The sequence below is a fragment of the Pseudarthrobacter sp. MEB009 genome, from assembly GCF_030208875.1.
Lineage (GTDB): Bacteria > Actinomycetota > Actinomycetes > Actinomycetales > Micrococcaceae > Arthrobacter.
On record NZ_JARVTC010000018.1, the window covers coordinates 82,356 to 99,501 of the forward strand.

16 protein-coding genes are annotated in these 17,146 nt (G+C 67.3%); 7 read left to right on the forward strand and 9 right to left on the reverse strand.

The features are described 5' to 3' along the window. Together ppgK and map are read right to left on the reverse strand one after the other, a co-directional pair. Positions 1-804: a polyphosphate--glucose phosphotransferase gene (ppgK, locus tag QRN07_RS18210; protein WP_056598800.1), complete on the reverse strand. Its 804-nt coding sequence runs from the start codon at positions 802-804 to the stop codon at positions 1-3. 99 nt (positions 805-903) lie between these two features. Continuing rightward, positions 904-1,782 carry a type I methionyl aminopeptidase gene (gene map / locus QRN07_RS18215; protein ID WP_050684167.1) on the reverse strand — a complete coding sequence of 293 codons (879 nt, stop codon included), beginning with the start codon at positions 1,780-1,782 and terminating at the stop codon, positions 904-906. Between the two features lie 120 nt (positions 1,783-1,902). Between map and QRN07_RS18220 the strand changes: the two genes are divergently transcribed. Continuing rightward, a complete protein-coding gene (locus tag QRN07_RS18220; protein ID WP_157370968.1) occupies positions 1,903-2,067 on the forward strand; it encodes an SPOR domain-containing protein in 165 nt (54 codons plus the stop codon). A 1-nt stretch (position 2,068) separates the two neighbouring features. Here the strand turns inward: QRN07_RS18220 and panB are convergent, their stop codons facing one another. Beyond that, positions 2,069-2,962 (reverse strand): 3-methyl-2-oxobutanoate hydroxymethyltransferase, encoded by an 894-nt coding sequence (gene panB, locus QRN07_RS18225; protein ID WP_050684168.1) that lies wholly within the window; start codon positions 2,960-2,962, stop codon positions 2,069-2,071. A 267-nt stretch (positions 2,963-3,229) separates the two neighbouring features. Between panB and glnA (QRN07_RS18230) the strand changes: the two genes are divergently transcribed. The 4 genes from glnA (QRN07_RS18230) to QRN07_RS18245 all read left to right on the forward strand — a co-directional run bounded on the left by glnA (QRN07_RS18230) (position 3,230) and on the right by QRN07_RS18245 (position 8,633). Further along, complete coding sequence (gene glnA / locus QRN07_RS18230) at positions 3,230-4,570, forward strand: type I glutamate--ammonia ligase (protein ID WP_050684169.1); 1,341 nt, start codon at positions 3,230-3,232, stop codon at positions 4,568-4,570. Between the two features lie 9 nt (positions 4,571-4,579). Continuing rightward, on the forward strand, positions 4,580-7,591 hold the full coding sequence (locus tag QRN07_RS18235) for a bifunctional [glutamine synthetase] adenylyltransferase/[glutamine synthetase]-adenylyl-L-tyrosine phosphorylase (protein WP_056598803.1): 3,012 nt from the start codon (positions 4,580-4,582) through the stop codon (positions 7,589-7,591). A gap of 68 nt (positions 7,592-7,659) precedes the next feature. After that, a complete protein-coding gene (locus QRN07_RS18240) occupies positions 7,660-8,100 on the forward strand; it encodes a VOC family protein (RefSeq protein WP_050684171.1) in 441 nt (146 codons plus the stop codon). Between the two features lie 5 nt (positions 8,101-8,105). Then, a complete protein-coding gene (locus tag QRN07_RS18245; protein ID WP_056598805.1) occupies positions 8,106-8,633 on the forward strand; it encodes a GNAT family N-acetyltransferase in 528 nt (175 codons plus the stop codon). A 254-nt stretch (positions 8,634-8,887) separates the two neighbouring features. On the opposite strand, the gene glnA (QRN07_RS18250) is transcribed toward QRN07_RS18245, so the two are convergent. Then, entirely contained in the window at positions 8,888-10,312 is a 1,425-nt protein-coding gene (glnA, locus tag QRN07_RS18250) for a type I glutamate--ammonia ligase (protein WP_050684173.1), read from the reverse strand. Between the two features lie 290 nt (positions 10,313-10,602). Between glnA (QRN07_RS18250) and QRN07_RS18255 the strand changes: the two genes are divergently transcribed. Further along, positions 10,603-11,040: an RDD family protein gene (locus QRN07_RS18255; RefSeq protein WP_050684178.1), complete on the forward strand. Its 438-nt coding sequence runs from the start codon at positions 10,603-10,605 to the stop codon at positions 11,038-11,040. 10 nt (positions 11,041-11,050) lie between these two features. Here QRN07_RS18255 and QRN07_RS18260 read toward each other — a convergent pair whose 3' ends face one another. The 4 genes from QRN07_RS18260 to lipB form a co-directional block, all read right to left on the reverse strand. Continuing rightward, the gene (locus tag QRN07_RS18260; RefSeq protein WP_050684174.1) at positions 11,051-11,404 is read right to left on the reverse strand and encodes a DUF3817 domain-containing protein; all 354 of its coding nucleotides are present in this window, start codon (positions 11,402-11,404) and stop codon (positions 11,051-11,053) included. A gap of 84 nt (positions 11,405-11,488) precedes the next feature. Further along, entirely contained in the window at positions 11,489-12,235 is a 747-nt protein-coding gene (locus QRN07_RS18265; protein ID WP_050684175.1) for a DUF4191 domain-containing protein, read from the reverse strand. A gap of 87 nt (positions 12,236-12,322) precedes the next feature. Further along, positions 12,323-13,330, reverse strand: coding sequence for a lipoyl synthase (gene lipA, locus QRN07_RS18270; RefSeq protein ID WP_056598808.1), 1,008 nt, complete (start codon positions 13,328-13,330; stop codon positions 12,323-12,325). Next, positions 13,327-13,995 carry a lipoyl(octanoyl) transferase LipB gene (gene lipB, locus QRN07_RS18275; protein WP_056598811.1) on the reverse strand — a complete coding sequence of 223 codons (669 nt, stop codon included), beginning with the start codon at positions 13,993-13,995 and terminating at the stop codon, positions 13,327-13,329. The genes lipA and lipB overlap by 4 nt, the downstream gene beginning before the upstream one ends. 133 nt (positions 13,996-14,128) lie before the next feature. Between lipB and QRN07_RS18280 the strand changes: the two genes are divergently transcribed. Then, positions 14,129-16,120, forward strand: coding sequence for a serine/threonine-protein kinase (locus QRN07_RS18280; protein WP_285241824.1), 1,992 nt, complete (start codon positions 14,129-14,131; stop codon positions 16,118-16,120). A gap of 91 nt (positions 16,121-16,211) precedes the next feature. Here the strand turns inward: QRN07_RS18280 and QRN07_RS18285 are convergent, their stop codons facing one another. Then, positions 16,212-17,105: a TIGR01777 family oxidoreductase gene (locus QRN07_RS18285; RefSeq protein WP_285241825.1), complete on the reverse strand. Its 894-nt coding sequence runs from the start codon at positions 17,103-17,105 to the stop codon at positions 16,212-16,214. Positions 17,106-17,146 lie beyond the last annotated feature (41 nt).

A 17,146-nucleotide genomic window follows, 5' to 3' on the forward strand; every position in this document is an offset into this window, starting at 1 on the left:
CTACTTGGCCAGTTTGTGCTTCAGGGCGATTTCGATGGCGGCGCCCACAATGCCTGCCTCGTTGCGCAGCTCGGCCGGAACGATTTTGGTGCGCAGCTTGAGGTTGGGCAGGTACTCGTCCGCCCGCTTGGAGATCCCGCCGCCCACAATAAAGAGTTCGGGGGAGAAGAGGAACTCGACGTGGGAGAAGTAGCGCTGCAGGAGGACACTGTATTCGTCCCAGGACAGGCCGTCGCGTTCGCGGGCCACCGCGGAGGCCTTGCTCTCCGCGTCGAAGCCGTCCACTTCCAGGTGGCCCAGTTCGGCGTTGGGTACCAGCTTGCCGTCAAAGATGAACGCCGAACCGATGCCGGTGCCCAGCGTGATCACCAGGACCGTGCCGGCGACGCCCTCGCCTGCGCCGTAGCGCGCTTCGGCAAGGCCTGCGGCGTCGGCATCGTTGATGACCTCCACGGGGCGGCCCAGGCGTTCGGTCAGGAGGGCGTCGATGTCCGTGTCCAGCCAGGATTTGTCCACGTTCGCGGCCGAATGCACCACGCCGTGCTGGATGATGCCGGGGAACGTCACACCGACCGGCGAACCGGCGGCGGGGGCTTCGGGCCGGGCGGAGAGTTCGGCGACCACCTGTGCCACTGCTTCAGCAACCGCTTCGGGGGTGGCCGGCTGCGGGGTGGGCACGCGGAACCGCTCACCGAGCAGCTTGCCCTTCTTAAGGTCGACAATGCCGCCCTTAATGCCCGTCCCTCCGATGTCGATGCCGATCAGTGGGGCGTTCTTGTGCGACTTTTCGTCCTTCTTGGCCAAGGGGTATCCGTTCGTGCGGTGGCGGGCAGGGGAGAACCGGCGAACTGCCGGCCCGGACATCCGGTGCAGGCACCGGGCGTCGAAGGTTGAAGGAACAGGTTACGGCAGCGTGAGGATTTCCGCGCCGGATTCCGTAACAAGCAGGGTGTGTTCGAACTGCGCGGTGCGCTTGCGGTCCTTGGTGACCACTGTCCAGTCGTCGGCCCACATGTCCCATTCCACGGTGCCCAGGGTGAGCATCGGTTCAATGGTGAACACCATGCCGGTCTCGATGACCGTGTTGTAGGCGGGCGCAGCGTCATAGTGCGGGATGATCAGCCCCGTGTGGAAGGCCTCTCCCACGCCATGGCCGGTGAAATCGCGGACCACGCCGTAGTTGAAGCGCTTGGCGTAGGACTGGATGGCCCGGCCGATCACGTTGATCTCCCGGCCCGGGGCCACGGCCTTGATGGCGCGGTTCAGGGATTCCTGCGTCCGCTCCACCAGCAGCCGCGAATCCTCGTCCACCTCACCCACCGGGAAGGTGAAGTTGGTGTCGCCGTGCACACCGTTGATGTATGCGGTGATGTCGATGTTGATGATGTCGCCGTCACGGACCACCGTACTGTCCGGGATGCCGTGGCAGATGACCTCGTTCAGGGAGGAGCACAGCGACTTGGGGAAACCCCGGTAGCCGAGGGTGGAGGGGTAGGCATGGTGGTCGAGGAGGAACTCGTGGCCCACCTGGTCCAGCTGGTCAGTGGTCACGCCGGGCTTGATGTGCTTGCCCACCTCCACGATGGCCTGGGCCGCGATCCTGCCCGCCACCCGGATCTTTTCCACCGTCTCGGCGGATTTCACCTCGGAGCCGGTGAATTTGGCCGGCGCGGGCCTGCCCACGTACTCCGGGCGGGGGATGGTTGCCGGAACGGGGCGCTGCGGGCCCACGGTTCCCGGGGTGAGGGTGCCGATGGGTGCAGTGGAGGCAAGGGAAGGCATAGATTGATCATATAAGGGACCACAGAACGCCTGGCAACAGGAAGCCGTGGCAGGACCGCGTCAGCAGGAACGTTACGCAGGTCAGGCCCGGCAGCCTGCCGGACGGGGACAGGAGCAGCCATGAGTGAGTACTGGTATAACGTCAACACCCACGAGGTCGAGGAGGACCGGCAGTCCGACTGGAGCCAGTTGATCGGCCCCTACAAGACCCGTGAGGAAGCCGAGCACGCGATGGAGAAGGTGCGGGCCCGGAACGAGCAGTGGGACAAGCAGGACGAGGACTGAGCTAGAAGGAGTGCTCGGGTCCGGGGAACTGCCCGGACCTGACATCCTCGCCGTAAGCCGTGGCGGCGTCCAGGAGCGTGGTGCGGAGGTCCGCGTACTGCTTGACGAACTTGGCCATTTTTCCGCCGCGCAGCCCGGCCATGTCCTGCCAGACGAGCACCTGGCCGGTGGTTTCCTTGCCGGCGCCGATCCCCACCGTGGGAACTGCGACGGCGGCATCGATGGCTGCCGCTGTGGCGGCCGGAACCATTTCCATCAGCACGCTGAACGCGCCGGCGTCAGCAAGCGCCACGGCGTCGTCAATCAAGCGCTGGGCGTCCTCTCCCCGGCCCTGGACCCGGTAGCCGCCCAGCGAGTGTTCGCTTTGCGGCGTGAAACCGATGTGCGCCATGACCGGGATGCCGGCCTGGACCATTGCCTTCACGGTATCCGCGTAGTACTTGCCGCCCTCGATCTTGACGGCGTGGGCCAGGCCTTCCTTGAGGAACCGGACCCCCGTCGCCACCGCCTGTTCCGCTGAGACCTCGTAGCTGCCGAAGGGCAGGTCGGCCACCACCAGGGCGCGCTTCGCGGAGCGGGCCACGGCCCGGCAGAGGGGCAGCAGCTCGTCCACCGTTACGGGCAGGCTGGTTTCGTTGCCGTAGACGTTGTTGGAGGCGGAGTCGCCCACCAGGAGCACCTCGATCCCGGCGGCATCAAAAATTTCGGCCGTGTACTGCTCATACGCGGTGAGCATGGCAAACCTCGTGCCGTCCTGCTTGGCCTGCAGCAGGTGGTGGATCCGCACCTTCGCGGGCCGCCGTTCCGATCCCGCAGCACCGTGGCCCGGCCCGTTGCCGTAAGGGGCGGGCTGTTCTGCGGGCGTGGCTGAGGCTGCACTGTTGCTGGAGTCCATGGCACGAGCGTAGTGGGCGGTGCGCGGTCCCTGCTACCGGCCGGGTCCTGGCGCACGGGTGATAAGGGTCATAATCCACCGGCCATTTGCAGGTGCCCGCCGCGTGCGGCGGCTGGCGCGGACCCTGGATCGGTTGTAAACGCTGTGTTACACGCGGTGCGGGCTTCAGCATCGCCGTCGAATGCTTAGTACAGTGTTGGTGAACTGCTGCCGGCTTCCCTTTCTTGTGGACCCGGAGCATGGACGTTGACCGGAGAAGAGGCCTTCATGGACCGCCAGCAAGAGTTTGTCCTGCGCACAATCGAAGAGCGCGACGTACGCTTCGTGCGCCTGTGGTTCACCGACGTTGTGGGATCGCTCAAGTCAGTGGCCCTGGCGCCGGCCGAAGTGGAGGGGGCGTTCGAGGAAGGCCTCGGGTTTGACGGCTCCGCCATCGAAGGCCTGGCCCGCGTCTTCGAATCCGACATGCTTGCCCAGCCGGACCCCTCAACCTTCCAGATCCTGCCGTGGCGGGGCGAAACGGAGCAGACATCGCGGATGTTCTGCGACATCCTTACACCCGACGGCGAACCTTCCGCCGCCGATCCGCGCAACGTCCTCAAGCGCACGCTGGCCAAAGCCGCCGACATGGGTTTCACCTGTTACACCCACCCGGAAATCGAGTTCTACCTGCTCAAGTCGCAGGCCCCGGGCCCGGACGGCGCGCCGATCCCCGTGGACGAGGGCGGCTACTTTGACCACGTCCCCGGCGGCGTCGCCCAGGACTTCCGCCGCACCGCCGTGACCATGCTCGAATCGGTGGGCATCTCCGTGGAGTTCAGCCACCACGAGGCCGGCCCCGGCCAGAACGAAATTGACCTGCGCTACGCTGACGCCCTGCAGACCGCGGACAACATCATGACGTTCCGCACCGTCATCAAGGAAGTGGCGCTGCAGCAGGGCACGTACGCCACGTTTATGCCCAAGCCGTTCACGGACCACCCCGGCTCCGGCATGCACACCCACTTCTCGCTGTTCGAAGGCGACGCCAACGCCTTCTACGAGGCCGGCGCCGAGTTCCAGCTGTCCAAGACCGCACGGCAGTTCATCGCCGGCATCCTCAAGCACGCACCTGAGTTCACGGCCGTCACCAACCAGTTCGTGAACTCGTACAAGCGCCTCTGGGGCGGCGGCGAGGCGCCCAGCTACCTGAGCTGGGGCCACAACAACCGCTCGGCCCTGGTCCGGGTTCCGCTGTACAAGCCGGGCAAGGGCCAGTCCGCCCGGATCGAGTACCGCGGCATCGATTCCGCCGCCAACCCCTACTTGGCGTACGCCGTCCTGCTCGGTGCCGGGCTCAAGGGCATCGAAGAGGGCTACGACCTGCCGGCAGCCGCTGAGGACGATGTCTGGTCGCTGAGTTCCGCGGAGCGCCGCGCCATGGGCCACGATCCGCTGCCCGCCAGCCTCCACGATGCGATCCGCTCCATGGAGGACTCTGAACTGATGCCCCAGATCCTGGGCGAACAGGTCTTTGAGCACTTCCTGCGCAATAAGCGGGCCGAATGGCAGGACTACCGGCTGCAGGTCACCCCTTACGAGCTGCAGCGCAATCTCGGCATCCTCTAGGCTGTCGGCGTGAGCCTGGCGCGTCGCCTGATCTCGGCCGGCTTCAGTGACCTGGAGAAGGCAGGGCGGTTTCTGGCTGCCCGGGAACTGGAGGGCCTGGACCAGGACCGGCTCTTCGCCGGGCTGCAGATGGCTGCCAGTCCGGATACGGCGCTGCAGTCCCTGGTGCGCCTGGTGGAGAAGCACCCCGCGCTGCGGGAACTCGCCGAAGCCGACCCTGAAACCAGCGAACCGCTGTACCGGGTGCTGGGCGCCTCCGAGGCGCTGGGTGAGTTCCTGATCCGGCACCCGGAACACCTCGAGGCCTTCAACGTCCGGGCAAGCCCCGAGCCAGTCCAGGCGGACCCGGCCGTGCTCCGCGCGGTGCTTCTGCAGTCCGTGGGCGCCGACCCGCGGGCTGCCAGGCCGGTGGCCACCCGGACCGGAGTGGAAGCCTACGTGGCGCTGCGCACCGCCTACCGCAGGGGAGTGGTGGACCTTGCGGTCAAGGACCTCTGCGCCGCCGACCCGCTGGATTTCCTGCCCGCAGTGGGGGCCGAACTGGCTGACCTGGCAGGTGCCGCCATCGAGGCGGCCCTCGCCGTGGCGCGGGCCGAGGCAGCGGAGCAGCACAGTGCCTCGGACGTTGCCGGGATTGGCCTCGCCGTCATTGGCATGGGCAAATGCGGCGCCCGGGAACTGAACTACATTTCCGACGTCGACGTGATCTACGTGGTGGACGCGGGGCAGTTGGATGACGCCCACGCCAATACCATCGGCACGGCACTCGCCACGGGCATTTCGCGCGCCATCATGGGTCTCGCCCGGGAGCCGGGCCTCTGGGAGGTGGACGCCAACCTGCGCCCGGAGGGCAAATCCGGTCCACTGGTGCGGACCCTTGCCTCGCACGAATCGTATTACGCGCGCTGGGCCGAAAGCTGGGAGTTCCAGGCGCTGCTGAAGGCCCGTACCATTGCCGGCGACGCCGCCCTGGGCCGCCGTTACGAGGAAGCGGTGGCGCCGCTGATCTGGACGTCGGCCAGCCGGGACGGATTTGTGGAGTCCGTGCAGGCCATGCGGCGCCGGGTCACCGACCACATCCCGCCGGCCGAAGAGCAGCGCCAGATCAAGCTGGGCCGTGGCGGCCTGCGCGACGTCGAATTCACCGTCCAGCTCCTGCAGCTGGTCCACGGCAAGGCTGACGAGTCGCTGCGCCGCCGTGACACCACCTCGGCCATTGCTGCGCTGTCCGCCGGCGGGTACATCGGCCGGTCCGACGCTGCCGCGTTCGACAATGCCTACCGCTACCTGCGGCTGCTCGAACACCGGATCCAGCTGTTCCAGCTGCGGCGCACCCACCTGATGCCCGTAGCGGACCCGGCCCTCCGGTCCCTGGCCAAGGCAGTCCTTGGCCCCTTTGCCACCGAACGGCCCCACCCGGACGCTTTGCTGGCCGCCTGGCAGAAGACCAAACGCTCGGTCCGCGAACTGCACGAACGGATCTTCTACCGGCCGCTGCTGAACACCGCCGCAAAGCTCAGCTCCGAAGACGCCCGGCTCACTCCCGAAGCCGCGCAGGGCCGGCTTGCGGCGCTGGGCTACCTTGACCCGCCCGGTGCCATGCGGCACATCGAGGCGCTGACGGCAGGGGTGAGCAGGCGGGCAGCGTTGCAGCGCCAGTTGCTCCCCGTGCTCCTGGACTGGCTGGCGGAGGGTGTGGACCCGGATGCCGGGCTGCTGGCCTTCCGGCGCGTCAGCGAGGCGCTGGGCACCACCCACTGGTATCTGGGTATGCTCCGGGACTCCACCGCCGCCGCTGAACGGCTGTGCCACATGCTGTCCAACTCGCGGCTCATCGCCGACCTGCTCGAAGTCTCGCCGGAGTCCGTGGCGTGGCTGGGGCAGGACAAGGACCTGGCGCCCGTCCCGTTCCAGGCCCAATGGCAGGAGATCACGGCCAAGATGTCGCGGCACTCGGATCCGGAAAGCGCCATGCGCCTGATCCGGCTCATCCGGCGCCGCGAGATCCTGCGGATTGCGATCGCCGATTCCGTGGGACTGCTGGACCAGGACCAGGTGGGGGCTGCGCTGGCGGACACGGACCGGGCTGCCGTGCTGGGCGCGCTCCGCGTCGCTGAAAGTGTGGTCCAGATGTCGGGCCCGCTCAAGACCGCCATGCTGGTGGTTGCCATGGGCCGGCAGGGCGGCCGGGAGATCGGGTATGGCTCCGACGCGGATGTTATGTACGTCCACCGGGCGCTGCCGGGGTTCACCGACGCCGAGGCGCAGGAGCAGGGCCTGCGGATGGTGGCCAAGGTCTCCAGCCTGCTGACCCAGCCGTTGAAGCCTGCCATCATGGCCGAACGGGTCCTCCAGATGGACGCCGACCTCCGGCCCGAAGGAAAAAACGGTGCCATGGTCCGTTCGCTGGATTCCTACGCGGAGTATTACCGGCGCTGGTCGCTGGTCTGGGAGGCACAGGCTTTGCTGCGGGCCAGGCCCATGGCAGGGGACGACGCCCTGGCGGCGGACTTCCTGCAGCTCATTGAACCCATCCGGTATCCGGAGGAAATCTCCGAGCAGGACGTGCGCGAGGTCCGGCGGGTCAAGGCGCGGGTTGAGGCCGAGCGGCTGCCGCGCGGTGCGGATCCGGCCCGCCACCTGAAGCTGGGCCGCGGCGGCTTGAGCGACGTCGAGTGGCTGGTGCAGCTGCTCCAGCTGCAGCATGCCGGGCAGCACCAGGAGCTGCGGACCACGTCCACGGTGGGCGCGCTGGATGCAGCCGCTGACCTGGGGCTGCTGGCCCGGGAGGATGCGGACCTGCTGGCCTCCGCGTGGCGGCTGGCCAGCCGGATCAGGTCCGCCAACGTGATCTGGACCGGCAAGGCCTCGGACCTGCTGCCCTCGTCCCGCCGCGACCTGGAGGCAGTGGCCCGCTGGTGCGGCTACGAACCCGGAAACGCTGCCGCCCTGGAAGAGGACTACCTGCGGCTGAGCCGGCGCGCCAGGGCGGTCTTCGAACGGGTCTTCTATGGGCACTGACGCCCCGCGGGGCCTGCGGGACGGGCAATGGCTGACAGCCGCCGGGCGCCGGTGCTAACTTTGGGCGCATGGCTACCCAAATCTTCCTGAACCTGCCCGTCAAGGACCTGCCCCGGTCCGTGAAGTTCTTCACCGCCCTGGGGTTCACCTTCAACCCGGACTTCACCGACGAGAACGCCACCTGCATGATCGTCAACGACAACGCCTATGTGATGCTGCTGGTGGAGAACTACTTCAAAACCTTCACCGCGAAGGAGGTGGCCAGCACCAGCGGTGCCGCCGAAGCTATCGTGGCCTATTCGGTGGACAGCCGGGAAGCCGTGGACGAGGCCGTCCGGACGGCCCTGGCGAACGGCGGCTCACTGTCGGAGGATGCCATCGACCACGGCTTTATGTACAACCACAGCTTCCAGGACCCGGACGGCCACCTGTGGGAGGTGCTCTGGATGGACCCGGCCGGGCCTGCCACCGACGCGGAAGACAGCGGCAGCGGACCCGCAGGGTCCTGAACCGCGTGCAGGGCGGCGCCTGGCTCATCCCGCTCCGGGACCTCGACGACGACGCCCGGGCCATCCAGCTGGGCGCCGTCGCCGCGCTGCGGCTCAGTCCGGGCCAGGAACGCTTCGTGGGGGACCCGCTCCGGATGGCCCTGGCCGGGCTGGCCGAGGAGGAACGGTTGCCGTACGTGATCGAATCCGATGGCCGGGCTGTGGGTGTGCTCACCCTACAGGCAGGGGCTGCCAGCCTTGCCGGCTGGCCGGCGGACCGTACTGCCTGGCTGCTGCGGGGCTTCCTGATCGACAGCCGGTACCAGGGCCGTGGCCACGGCACCGCGGCCGCCGCCGCCGCGGTGGTGGCCGCGCACAAACTGACGCTGCGGCTGCAAGGTCCGGAGACCGGCGTCGTCCTTTCCGTCAACGAGGAAAACCCGGCGGGCCTGACGGCCTACCGGGCGGCCGGGTTCGAGGACCGCGGCCAATACGCCGGCGGCAGCGCGGGCCCGCAGCGGATCATGTTCAGCGGTTTTGCGTCGGCTGCATGACGCCGTGCCGGGCCGGGCATTGCGCTTGGTTCCCGATTGGCCGATCATGTGGATTGGCGGTGTCCTTCAACCTTGTTGGGGGAAGGCTGAGCAGGTCTTCGTCTCGGGGGGCATTCGTCAGGGGGCCCTGTTCCCGGTCTCAGCACGTCTGGAACGGGGCTCCCACCCTCCGCTTGGCCCAGCGCTCACGCGGATAGCCGCGGGCACAAAAAAGCGGCCACCGGTTTTCCGGTGGCCGCTTTGGTGTTGACGGACTAGACGCCGTAGTACAGCTCGAACTCGTACGGGTTCGGGCGCAGTGAGAGCGGCTTGATTTCGTTCTCGTACTTGTAGTCGATCCAGGTGTCGATCAGGTCCTGGGTGAAGACACCACCGGCCTGCAGGAACTCGTTGTCCTCGCGCAGGGCCTCCAGGGCTTCCTCGAGCGTGCCCGGAGCCTTGGGGATGTCCTTGGCTTCCTCGGCGGGGAGCTCGTAGAGGTCCTTGTCGATCGGAGCCGGGGGTTCGATGCGGTTGCGGATGCCGTCGATGCCGGCCATCAGCTGGGCTGCGAACGCCAGGTACGGGTTGGAGGAGGGGTCCGGAGCGCGGAACTCGATGCGCTTGGCCTTCGGGTTCGAACCCGTGATCGGGATGCGGATACCGGCGGAGCGGTTGCCCTGCGAGTAAACCATGTTGACCGGGGCTTCGAAGCCCTTGACCAGGCGGCGGTAGGAGTTAACCGTCGGGTTGGTGAAGGCCAGGACAGCCGAGGAGTGCTTCAACAGGCCGCCGATGTACCAGCGGGCGGTGTCGGACAGGCCGGCGTAGCCCTTCTCGTCGTAGAACAGCGGCTCGCCGCCGGTCCACAGCGACTGGTGGCAGTGCATGCCCGAGCCGTTGTCACCGAAGACGGGCTTCGGCATAAAGGTCACGGACTTGCCCCAGGCATCTGCCGTGTTCTTGATGACGTACTTGAACTTCTGCAGGTCATCGGCAGCGTGGGTCAGCGTGGTGAACTTGTAGTTGATCTCAGCCTGGCCGGCGGAGCCGACTTCGTGGTGGCTGCGCTCGACCTCAAGGCCGGCCTCGTCCAGGGCAACACACATGGCGTCGCGAAGGTCGGCCTGCTTGTCGGTGGGGGAGACCGGGAAGTAACCGCCCTTGATGGGGGTCTTGTAGCCGAGGTTTCCGCCTTCTTCCTTGCGGCCGGTGTTCCAGTGTGCTTCTTCAGAGTCGATCTTGTAGAAGCTGCCCTGCGGTGAGGACTCGTACTGGACGTTGTCGAAGACGAAGAACTCGGCTTCCGGAGCGAAGAACGCGGTGTCGGCGATGCCGGTGGAAGCCAAGTAGGCCTCGGCCTTCTCGGCCACGCCGCGGGGATCGCGGTGGTACGGGTCACCCGTGCGGGGGTTCACGATCGAGAAGTTCAGCGCCAGGGTCTTCTCCATGCGGAAGGTGTCCAGGAACGCGGTGGTCACGTCCGGGATCAGCTGCATGTCCGACTCGGCGATGCCCTGGAAGCCACGGATGGAGGAGCCGTCGAAGAGCTGCCCGTTGATGAAGAAGTCCGCGTCAACACTCTTCGCGGGGACGTTGAAGTGCTGCTGGACGCCCGGGAGATCGGTGAAGCGGATATCGACGAACTTAATATCTTCGTCCTTGATGAACTTGAGGACTTCGTCCGCAGTCTTGAACATCTATGCTCCTAACGCATATGTGAATATCTGGCTGAAAGCCAGCTGATCCAGCGCAATCCGAAGGCGGGGCGACCGCAATGATCGTCCCTGCCGGAAGGAATTGCTTGAAACTGCCACCAGCCTATGGACGCGGCATTTCCCGTCCGTGTCCGCATTGTTTCGGGCAGGTTACAGAATGCCCTTATAGGGACAACGCTATCCCGTGTCCACACTGTGGTCTAACCCCATCCACACTGTGGGCGGGTGAATGTCGGGAAAATTGCCGGCGGCACCGCCGGTAAACTGGGGTGGTGGTAGATCGCAAAGACATTGGTTCCTGGCTCAGCGGACCTGACACGTCTGGAATTTCCCGGTACCCCGGCGCCCGCCTTGGCCTTCCAGAAAGCGGACCGGGCTCCATCGCCAGGGCGGGGCGCAGGTTCGCCGCGATTATCGTAGACTGGGGCCTCGCGCTGCTCATCAGCAACTACGCCTTCGGTGGCGACGCATGGGCAACCCTGGCGATCTTCGCCGTCGAGCAGACCCTCCTGGTGGGCACGCTCGGCTACAGCATCGGACACCGACTCCTGGGCATCTCGGTCATCCGGCCCGGCGGTGGCACCCCCGGGCCGCTGGCCGCCCTGGTGCGCGCGCTGCTGCTGTGCCTGGTGATTCCCGCCGTGATCTTCGATCCGGACCAGCGCGGCCTGCACGACCGCGCCATGAACACCTTGCTGATCCGGCGCTGACCGGGTCCTGTCAGGCGCGGCTGGATTCCCTGGCCGGCTTTTCCTGCTGCGCCGGTGCAGCGGTCAGGTAGCCGCGGTTGCCGGCCCAGCGTTCAAAAGCCAGGGTGGCGAAGGGGAACACCGCGGACAGCCCGGCGAACAGCGCCACCACAAAAGGCCAGCGCTGCAGCCGCCACAGGGCCAGCGCCGCGATGCCGTAACCCACAAACAACGCACCATGGATGGGCCCGGCAACCTGCACGCCGATTTCCGTGGTCCCGGCGATCCACTTGAAGTACATCCCGATCAGGAGCGCAGCCCAGCTGCAGGCCTCGGCGATGGCGAGGATCTTGAAGATACGGATCACGATGGTCTTGGCGGGCATGTCGGGGTCCTGTCGTGGGAGCTGCGGCGGTAAAAAAGAACGCCCCGGCAGCCGGCAGGAGCCGGGACCGGGGCGGTCTGGGGTCTAGCGTCCGCGGTTGGGACGCGCTTTGTAGGGGTCGATGCCCTTGGGGATGGGGAGCCGGGTGCCCATCGAGGCGATCCGCTTGGAGACGGTGTTGACTTCGAGCTTGGTGAGCTCCTTCTTCATCTTGCCCATCTTCTTGGCCACCTGGCTGATGGGTACCTGGCCTTCGCCGCGGCCGCTTTCGATCACGTGCACGGGAACGTTGGGCAGGATCCGGGACAGCCGTTTGCGTTCCGCGTCCACCAGCGGCTTCACCCGTTGGGTGGGGCCTTCACTGATCAGCACAACGCCGGGCCGGCCGACGGCCCGGAACACGGCATCCTGGGTGCGGGGGTTAACCGCCACCGGCTGCTCTTCGGTGATCCAGCCGCGGCGGAGGGTGCCGAGGGCTGCGCCGGACGCGCCGGGCTGGTTCTCGATCTGCGCAAACGCGGCCCGCTCAGCGCGCCGGGACAAAATCAGGGTGGCGCCGAGCAGGCCCAGCATGATGCCGATGATCAGGCCGGTAACCCAGTTTTCCAGCCAGTAACCCACCAGGAAGCCGACTGCCGTCACGCCCAGGAAGACCAGCAACATCAGCCACGGGACCATGGGGTCGTGCCGGCGGGTCATGTTGAAGACTTCGCGGATCTGCTTTAGCCGGCTGGGCTTTTTGGCCTTCGCTTCTTTCGGCTTTCGCGAAAAGAGGCCGCGTTTTGGTGCGTCCGCCGGGTTGGGGGTGCTGGATTCAGTGGATTTCGCCATAGTGCCTTAATTCTACGTGACCGGACGCCAAAGGCAGGACGCCGGAGTGATCCGGGGCCCTGCCTTTGGGGACGTCAGTCGAAGTGGTCAGGAACGCGCCGCCAACAGCGAGCTGGCTTCCTGCCGGGTGCTGCCGGAACTCTCGATGTGCGCCAGTTCGGCGGGGATCTCCCAGCCCTTCTTGCGCATGGCGGTGGCCCACAGGCGCCCCGCACGGTAGGAAGACCGGACCAGGGGACCGGACATCACGCCCAGGAAGCCGATCTCGTCAGCTTCCTCCTGCAGGTCAACGAATTCCTGCGGCTTGACCCAGCGGTCCACCGGAAGGTGCCGTTCCGACGGGCGCAGGTACTGGGTGATGGTGATCAGGTCGCAGCCAGCCGCATGCAGGTCGCGCAGGGCCTCCGAGATTTCCTCGCGGGTCTCGCCCATGCCCAGGATCAGGTTGGACTTGGTGACCATTCCCAGGTCGCGGCCCTGGGTAATGACATCCAGCGAACGCTCATAGCGGAACGCGGGGCGGATGCGCTTGAAGATCCGGGGAACCGTCTCAACGTTGTGGGCAAAAACCTCGGGCTTGGAGTCGCAGATGGCCGCGATGTGCTCGGGCCGGCCGGAGAAGTCGGGAATCAGAAGTTCGACGCCGGTACCCGGGTTAAGTTCGTGGATCTTGCGGACCGTCTCGGCATAGAGCCAGACGCCCTCGTCCGCGAGGTCATCGCGGGCCACGCCCGTCACCGTGGCGTACCGCAGCTGCATGGCCTGGACGGAGCGCGCCACCTTGGTGGGCTCAAACATGTCCACAGGGGACGGCTTGCCCGTGTCGATCTGGCAGAAGTCGCAGCGGCGGGTGCATTCGGAACCGCCAATGAGGAAGGTGGCTTCCTTGTCTTCCCAGCACTCGAAGATGTTGGGGCAGCCGGCCTCCTCGCACACAGTGTGCAGGCCTTCCTTCTTGACCAGGTTCTTGAGCTGGACGAACTCCGGGCCCATCTGGACCTTGGCCTTGATCCAGTCCGGTTTGCGCTCCACCGGCACCGCCGCGTTGCGCTGTTCGATCCGGAGCATCTTCCGGCCTTCGGGTGCCAGTGTCAAAGTAATGCTCCTTCTGGGGTGGCGACTAGGGCGTCTTCATTCTTGCGCAGTTCCTCGGTAATCCGGGAAACCAGGTCTGCGGGGGCAATATTACTGCCCGTTTCCGCGGCGATGGTGGTTACGCCTGCATCGGTGATGCCGCAGGCGATGATCTGTGCGTACGGTGCAAGATCGTTGTTGCAGTTGATGGCGAAGCCGTGCATAGTGACGCCTTCGTGCACCCGGATGCCGATGGCCGCGATCTTCCGGTCCGGTCCCTTGGCGTCCGCTTCGATCCAGACGCCGGCGCGACCGCGGATCCGGACTGCTGTGATGCCGTAGTCGGCAAGGACAGCGATGATGACTGCTTCGAGGCGTTCCACGTAGTCGCGGATCCCAGCGCGGTTCTTCAGCCGGATGACCGGGTAGCCCACCAGCTGGCCTGGGCCGTGCCAGGTCAGCTTGCCGCCGCGGTCCACCGGAATCACCGGCGTTCCATCAAACGGCCGTTCATGGTCCTCGGTGCGCTTGCCCGCCGTGTAGACGGGGGAGTGCTCGAGGAACAGGACGGTACTCGGCGCCGTTCCGCCGACAACACTGTCATGGAGTTCAGTCTGGACTTCCCAACCACGGTTGTAGTCGATGAAATCCGGAGCCAGACCCAGTTGGGAAAACTCAAGAGTCATGGCATCCAGCTTAGACCCCGCCGCCGGCGCTGCCCGGTTTAGTGTCCAAGCTCACCGCGGCCAGAATCCGGGCGTTCAGGCGTGCCTGTGGATAACTTCTGCAGCGACGGCCGGATTCCGCTACACCTGAGGGATGGATGATCTGCAGGAGCCGATGGTGGCCGGTTACTCCACGGGGCGGCTGCTGGGCAGCGGCGGGAGTGCGTCAGTGTGGCTTGCCACGGAACAGCGCACGGGCCGCGAGGTGGCCTTGAAATGCTTCCGGGAGCCGGGTGGCACGGCTTCCGGCCGCGCCATGAACGCTGATGCCATCCGGCGGGAAATCCGTATCCTGTCCGTCCTTGACCATCAGCACCTGGTGCGGGCCCACAGCGCTGTTATCCCGTCGGCCGGAGCAGGCGCCGGAACGGCTGCGCTGATCATGGACTACGCACCGGGAGGCTCGCTGGCCGGGCTTGTGGCGGCACGCGGCCGGATCGGCGTGGGGGAAACGGTTACGGTCCTGACGCCTATCGCCCAGGCGCTGGCCTACCTGCACGGAAAGGGGTTCACCCACTCGGACGTGTCGCCCGGCAATGTCCTGTTCACTGTGCACGGCAAGCCGCTCCTTTCCGATGTTGGCCTGGCCCGGATGCTGGGTGACCCTGCCGCTGCGGGTCCGGCCGGCACGCCGGGCTTCCAGGACCCGGCCCCGGTGGACGCCGTCAGGGCGGGCCTCCAGCCGGAGCGTGACGTCTACTCGGTGGCTGCCTTGGGCTGGTTCTGCCTGACGGGCCGCGCCCCGGCGCGCACCCTCGACCGCATGCCGCTCTCCCTGCTGGTGCCGGAGGTTCCGGCGGACCTCGCCGCCATCCTGGAAGCCGGCCTCAGTGAGGACCGCCGGCTCCGGCCCACAGCTGCTGCCCTGGCAACGGCCGTCTACCGCAGCGCGGCGGCGGCGCCGCTCGACCTGTCTTCGTCCGTCCACCCCTCGGTGATTCCGCACCTGCTGACGCGACGGCCGGCCCCGGAACCATCCCGGAAGGCCGCCGCCGCTGCCAGGCTGGGGAACGTCCGACGGCGGCTGGCTACCTTGGGGCGGGACGGAACCGGCGCCCGGATCCCGTTCCCCGCCGTCACCCGACAGCCAGGGGACGGGCAACCGGTTCGGGATTTCCCCGCGCCCGTGGCGCCTGACCTCCCCGCGGTGCCAAAGCACCCAGCTGTCCGCGGCAGGCACACCGACAGGGCCAGGGGCGGGCGGCGGCTGGTCATGGCGGGGCAGCGTCAGGGCCGGGGTCCACGGCTGTGGCACCAACCCCGGGCAGCAACAGGGACAGGGACTCGGCGCCGAGCTGGGGCAACCCTCCGCACCGCCGTCATTGCAGCCGCAACCTGCGCCGCGGTCGTAGCAGGGCTGGGGCTGGCAGCGCTGGGGCTGGGAGCGACGGGACCGCTGGGGATCGCCGGAGCGCGGTGGCCAGGCAGCACCGGACCGGCGTGGATCCTTGCGCCAACCGCTTCGCCCGGAGGGGCGGCCAGTCCCGCGGATCAGGGTTCCGGCGCCGCAGCGGATTCCAGCGCCGCACCCGAGCCCAACGCCGCAGCGGATTCCAACGCCTCCAACGCGGCAGCCGGCCCACCGGGCGCCTCAGACGGCCCTAACCCGGCAGCGAACGACGAGGCTTTCGGAGCTGCCAGGGGCCTGGCAACGGAAGCCGACCCTGCCCGGGCAATCATGGGCCTGGCTGCGCTCCGGGACCAGGCCTTCAGGACGCAACAACCAGGGTTGTTGGCGGGCGTGAATGCGCCCGGCTCAGCGGCTGCGGCGACGGACACTCTCATCATGGACGGCCTGCTGGCGGCCGGCCGGCGGTTGTCAGGGTTCACCAGCACCCTGACAGACGTGGCGGCCGAACCCGGTCCGGCCGCACCGGCAGCCCCGGAAGGACCGGCCGCCGCGCCCCCGCCACCAGGCGGCCGGGCCGTCGTGGGCGCCACGGTGGCTACGTCGGCCTACAGCGAAGTGGACGCACAGGGTTCCGTGCTGGCCGCAGTTCCTGCCGGGGAAGGGCAGCGGCTCCGCGTGGTCCTGGTGGAGTTGGCTGGCTCGTGGCGTGTCAGCGAGATCCTGGCCGGCGGGTGACCGGCATTAGCAGCCGGCTTAGAAGCACCCGGGCCCGGATCCAGTACCCTGCCCGGATCCAGCTGCCGTTCCGGATTCAGCTGCGGCCGGATCAGTCTTTGCCGGCCACCCACCCGGCAGCCGCCGCCAAGGTGGGGTGCTGCCAGTGGAAACCGGCGGCGGAAAGCACTCCCGGCTCCATCCGCACGCTGGAGAGCAGGAGCTCCTCCGCTAGGTCCCGCATGAGCAGCCTCAGGACCGGCGCCGGCACGCGGAACACGGCCGGCCGGTGCAGTGCACGGGCCAGGGCCGCCACGATGGTGTCAACGTCTGCCTGCTCCGGCGCGCACAGGTTGACCGGCCCGGAGATTTCCGACTCCAAGAGGAAGAGGAAAGCTGCCGACACATCCGGCAGGGTGACCCAGGGCCAGTACTGCCTGCCGTCGCCCAACGGCCCGCCTACCCCGAGCCGCATCAGCGGCAACAGCTTTCCTAGCGCCCCACCGGACCGGCTGAAGACCACTCCGGTGCGGGGGGTTACCACCCGGACCCCGTGCGGTGCCCTGGCCGCAGCTTCCTCCCATTCAAGGCACAGCCGCGAAAGGATCGCCGATCCTGCCGGCGAGTTCTCGCGCAGCACCGTGTTCCCGGTGTCGCCGTAATAGTTCGAACCGGACTGGCTGAGGAACGTGGCCGGTGGGACGTCCAGCTTGTGCATGGCCTTGGCCAAGGTCCTGGTGGAGTCCACCCGGGAACTGTAAAGCTCCGCCACCCGGGTCCGGGTCCAGGGCCGGTCACCGATTCCGGCGCCGGAAAGGTTAACGACGGCGTCCGCGCCGGCCAGGACGCCGGGGTCCAGCTCACCGCGGGCGGGGTCCCACCGGGCTTCCGTGGCGGCTGAAGGCTCCCGCCGCACCAGGGAGATCACCTCGTGCCCGGCAGTGCGGAAAGTGGCGGACATGTGGGTGCCGATCAGTCCCGAAGCTCCGGCGATGACGATGCGCATGCTCCATCTCACCATGGCCGCGGTTCTCCCGGCACGTGCCA

Bases quoted from the DNA above. Each gene is read 5' to 3' on its own strand.
- map (WP_050684167.1), bottom strand. From the start codon at position 1,782: ATGCCTTCCCTTGCCTCCACTGCACCCATCGGCACCCTCACCCCGGGA.
- QRN07_RS18220 (WP_157370968.1), top strand. From the start codon at position 1,903: ATGAGTGAGTACTGGTATAACGTCAACACCCACGAGGTCGAGGAGGAC.
- panB (WP_050684168.1), bottom strand. From the start codon at position 2,962: ATGGACTCCAGCAACAGTGCAGCCTCAGCCACGCCCGCAGAACAGCCC.
- glnA (WP_050684169.1), top strand. From the start codon at position 3,230: ATGGACCGCCAGCAAGAGTTTGTCCTGCGCACAATCGAAGAGCGCGAC.
- QRN07_RS18240 (WP_050684171.1), top strand. From the start codon at position 7,660: ATGGCTACCCAAATCTTCCTGAACCTGCCCGTCAAGGACCTGCCCCGG.
- glnA (WP_050684173.1), bottom strand. From the start codon at position 10,312: ATGTTCAAGACTGCGGACGAAGTCCTCAAGTTCATCAAGGACGAAGAT.
- QRN07_RS18260 (WP_050684174.1), bottom strand. From the start codon at position 11,404: ATGCCCGCCAAGACCATCGTGATCCGTATCTTCAAGATCCTCGCCATC.
- QRN07_RS18265 (WP_050684175.1), bottom strand. From the start codon at position 12,235: ATGGCGAAATCCACTGAATCCAGCACCCCCAACCCGGCGGACGCACCA.
- lipB (WP_056598811.1), bottom strand. From the start codon at position 13,995: ATGACTCTTGAGTTTTCCCAACTGGGTCTGGCTCCGGATTTCATCGAC.
- QRN07_RS18280 (WP_285241824.1), top strand. From the start codon at position 14,129: ATGGATGATCTGCAGGAGCCGATGGTGGCCGGTTACTCCACGGGGCGG.
- QRN07_RS18285 (WP_285241825.1), bottom strand. From the start codon at position 17,105: ATGCGCATCGTCATCGCCGGAGCTTCGGGACTGATCGGCACCCACATG.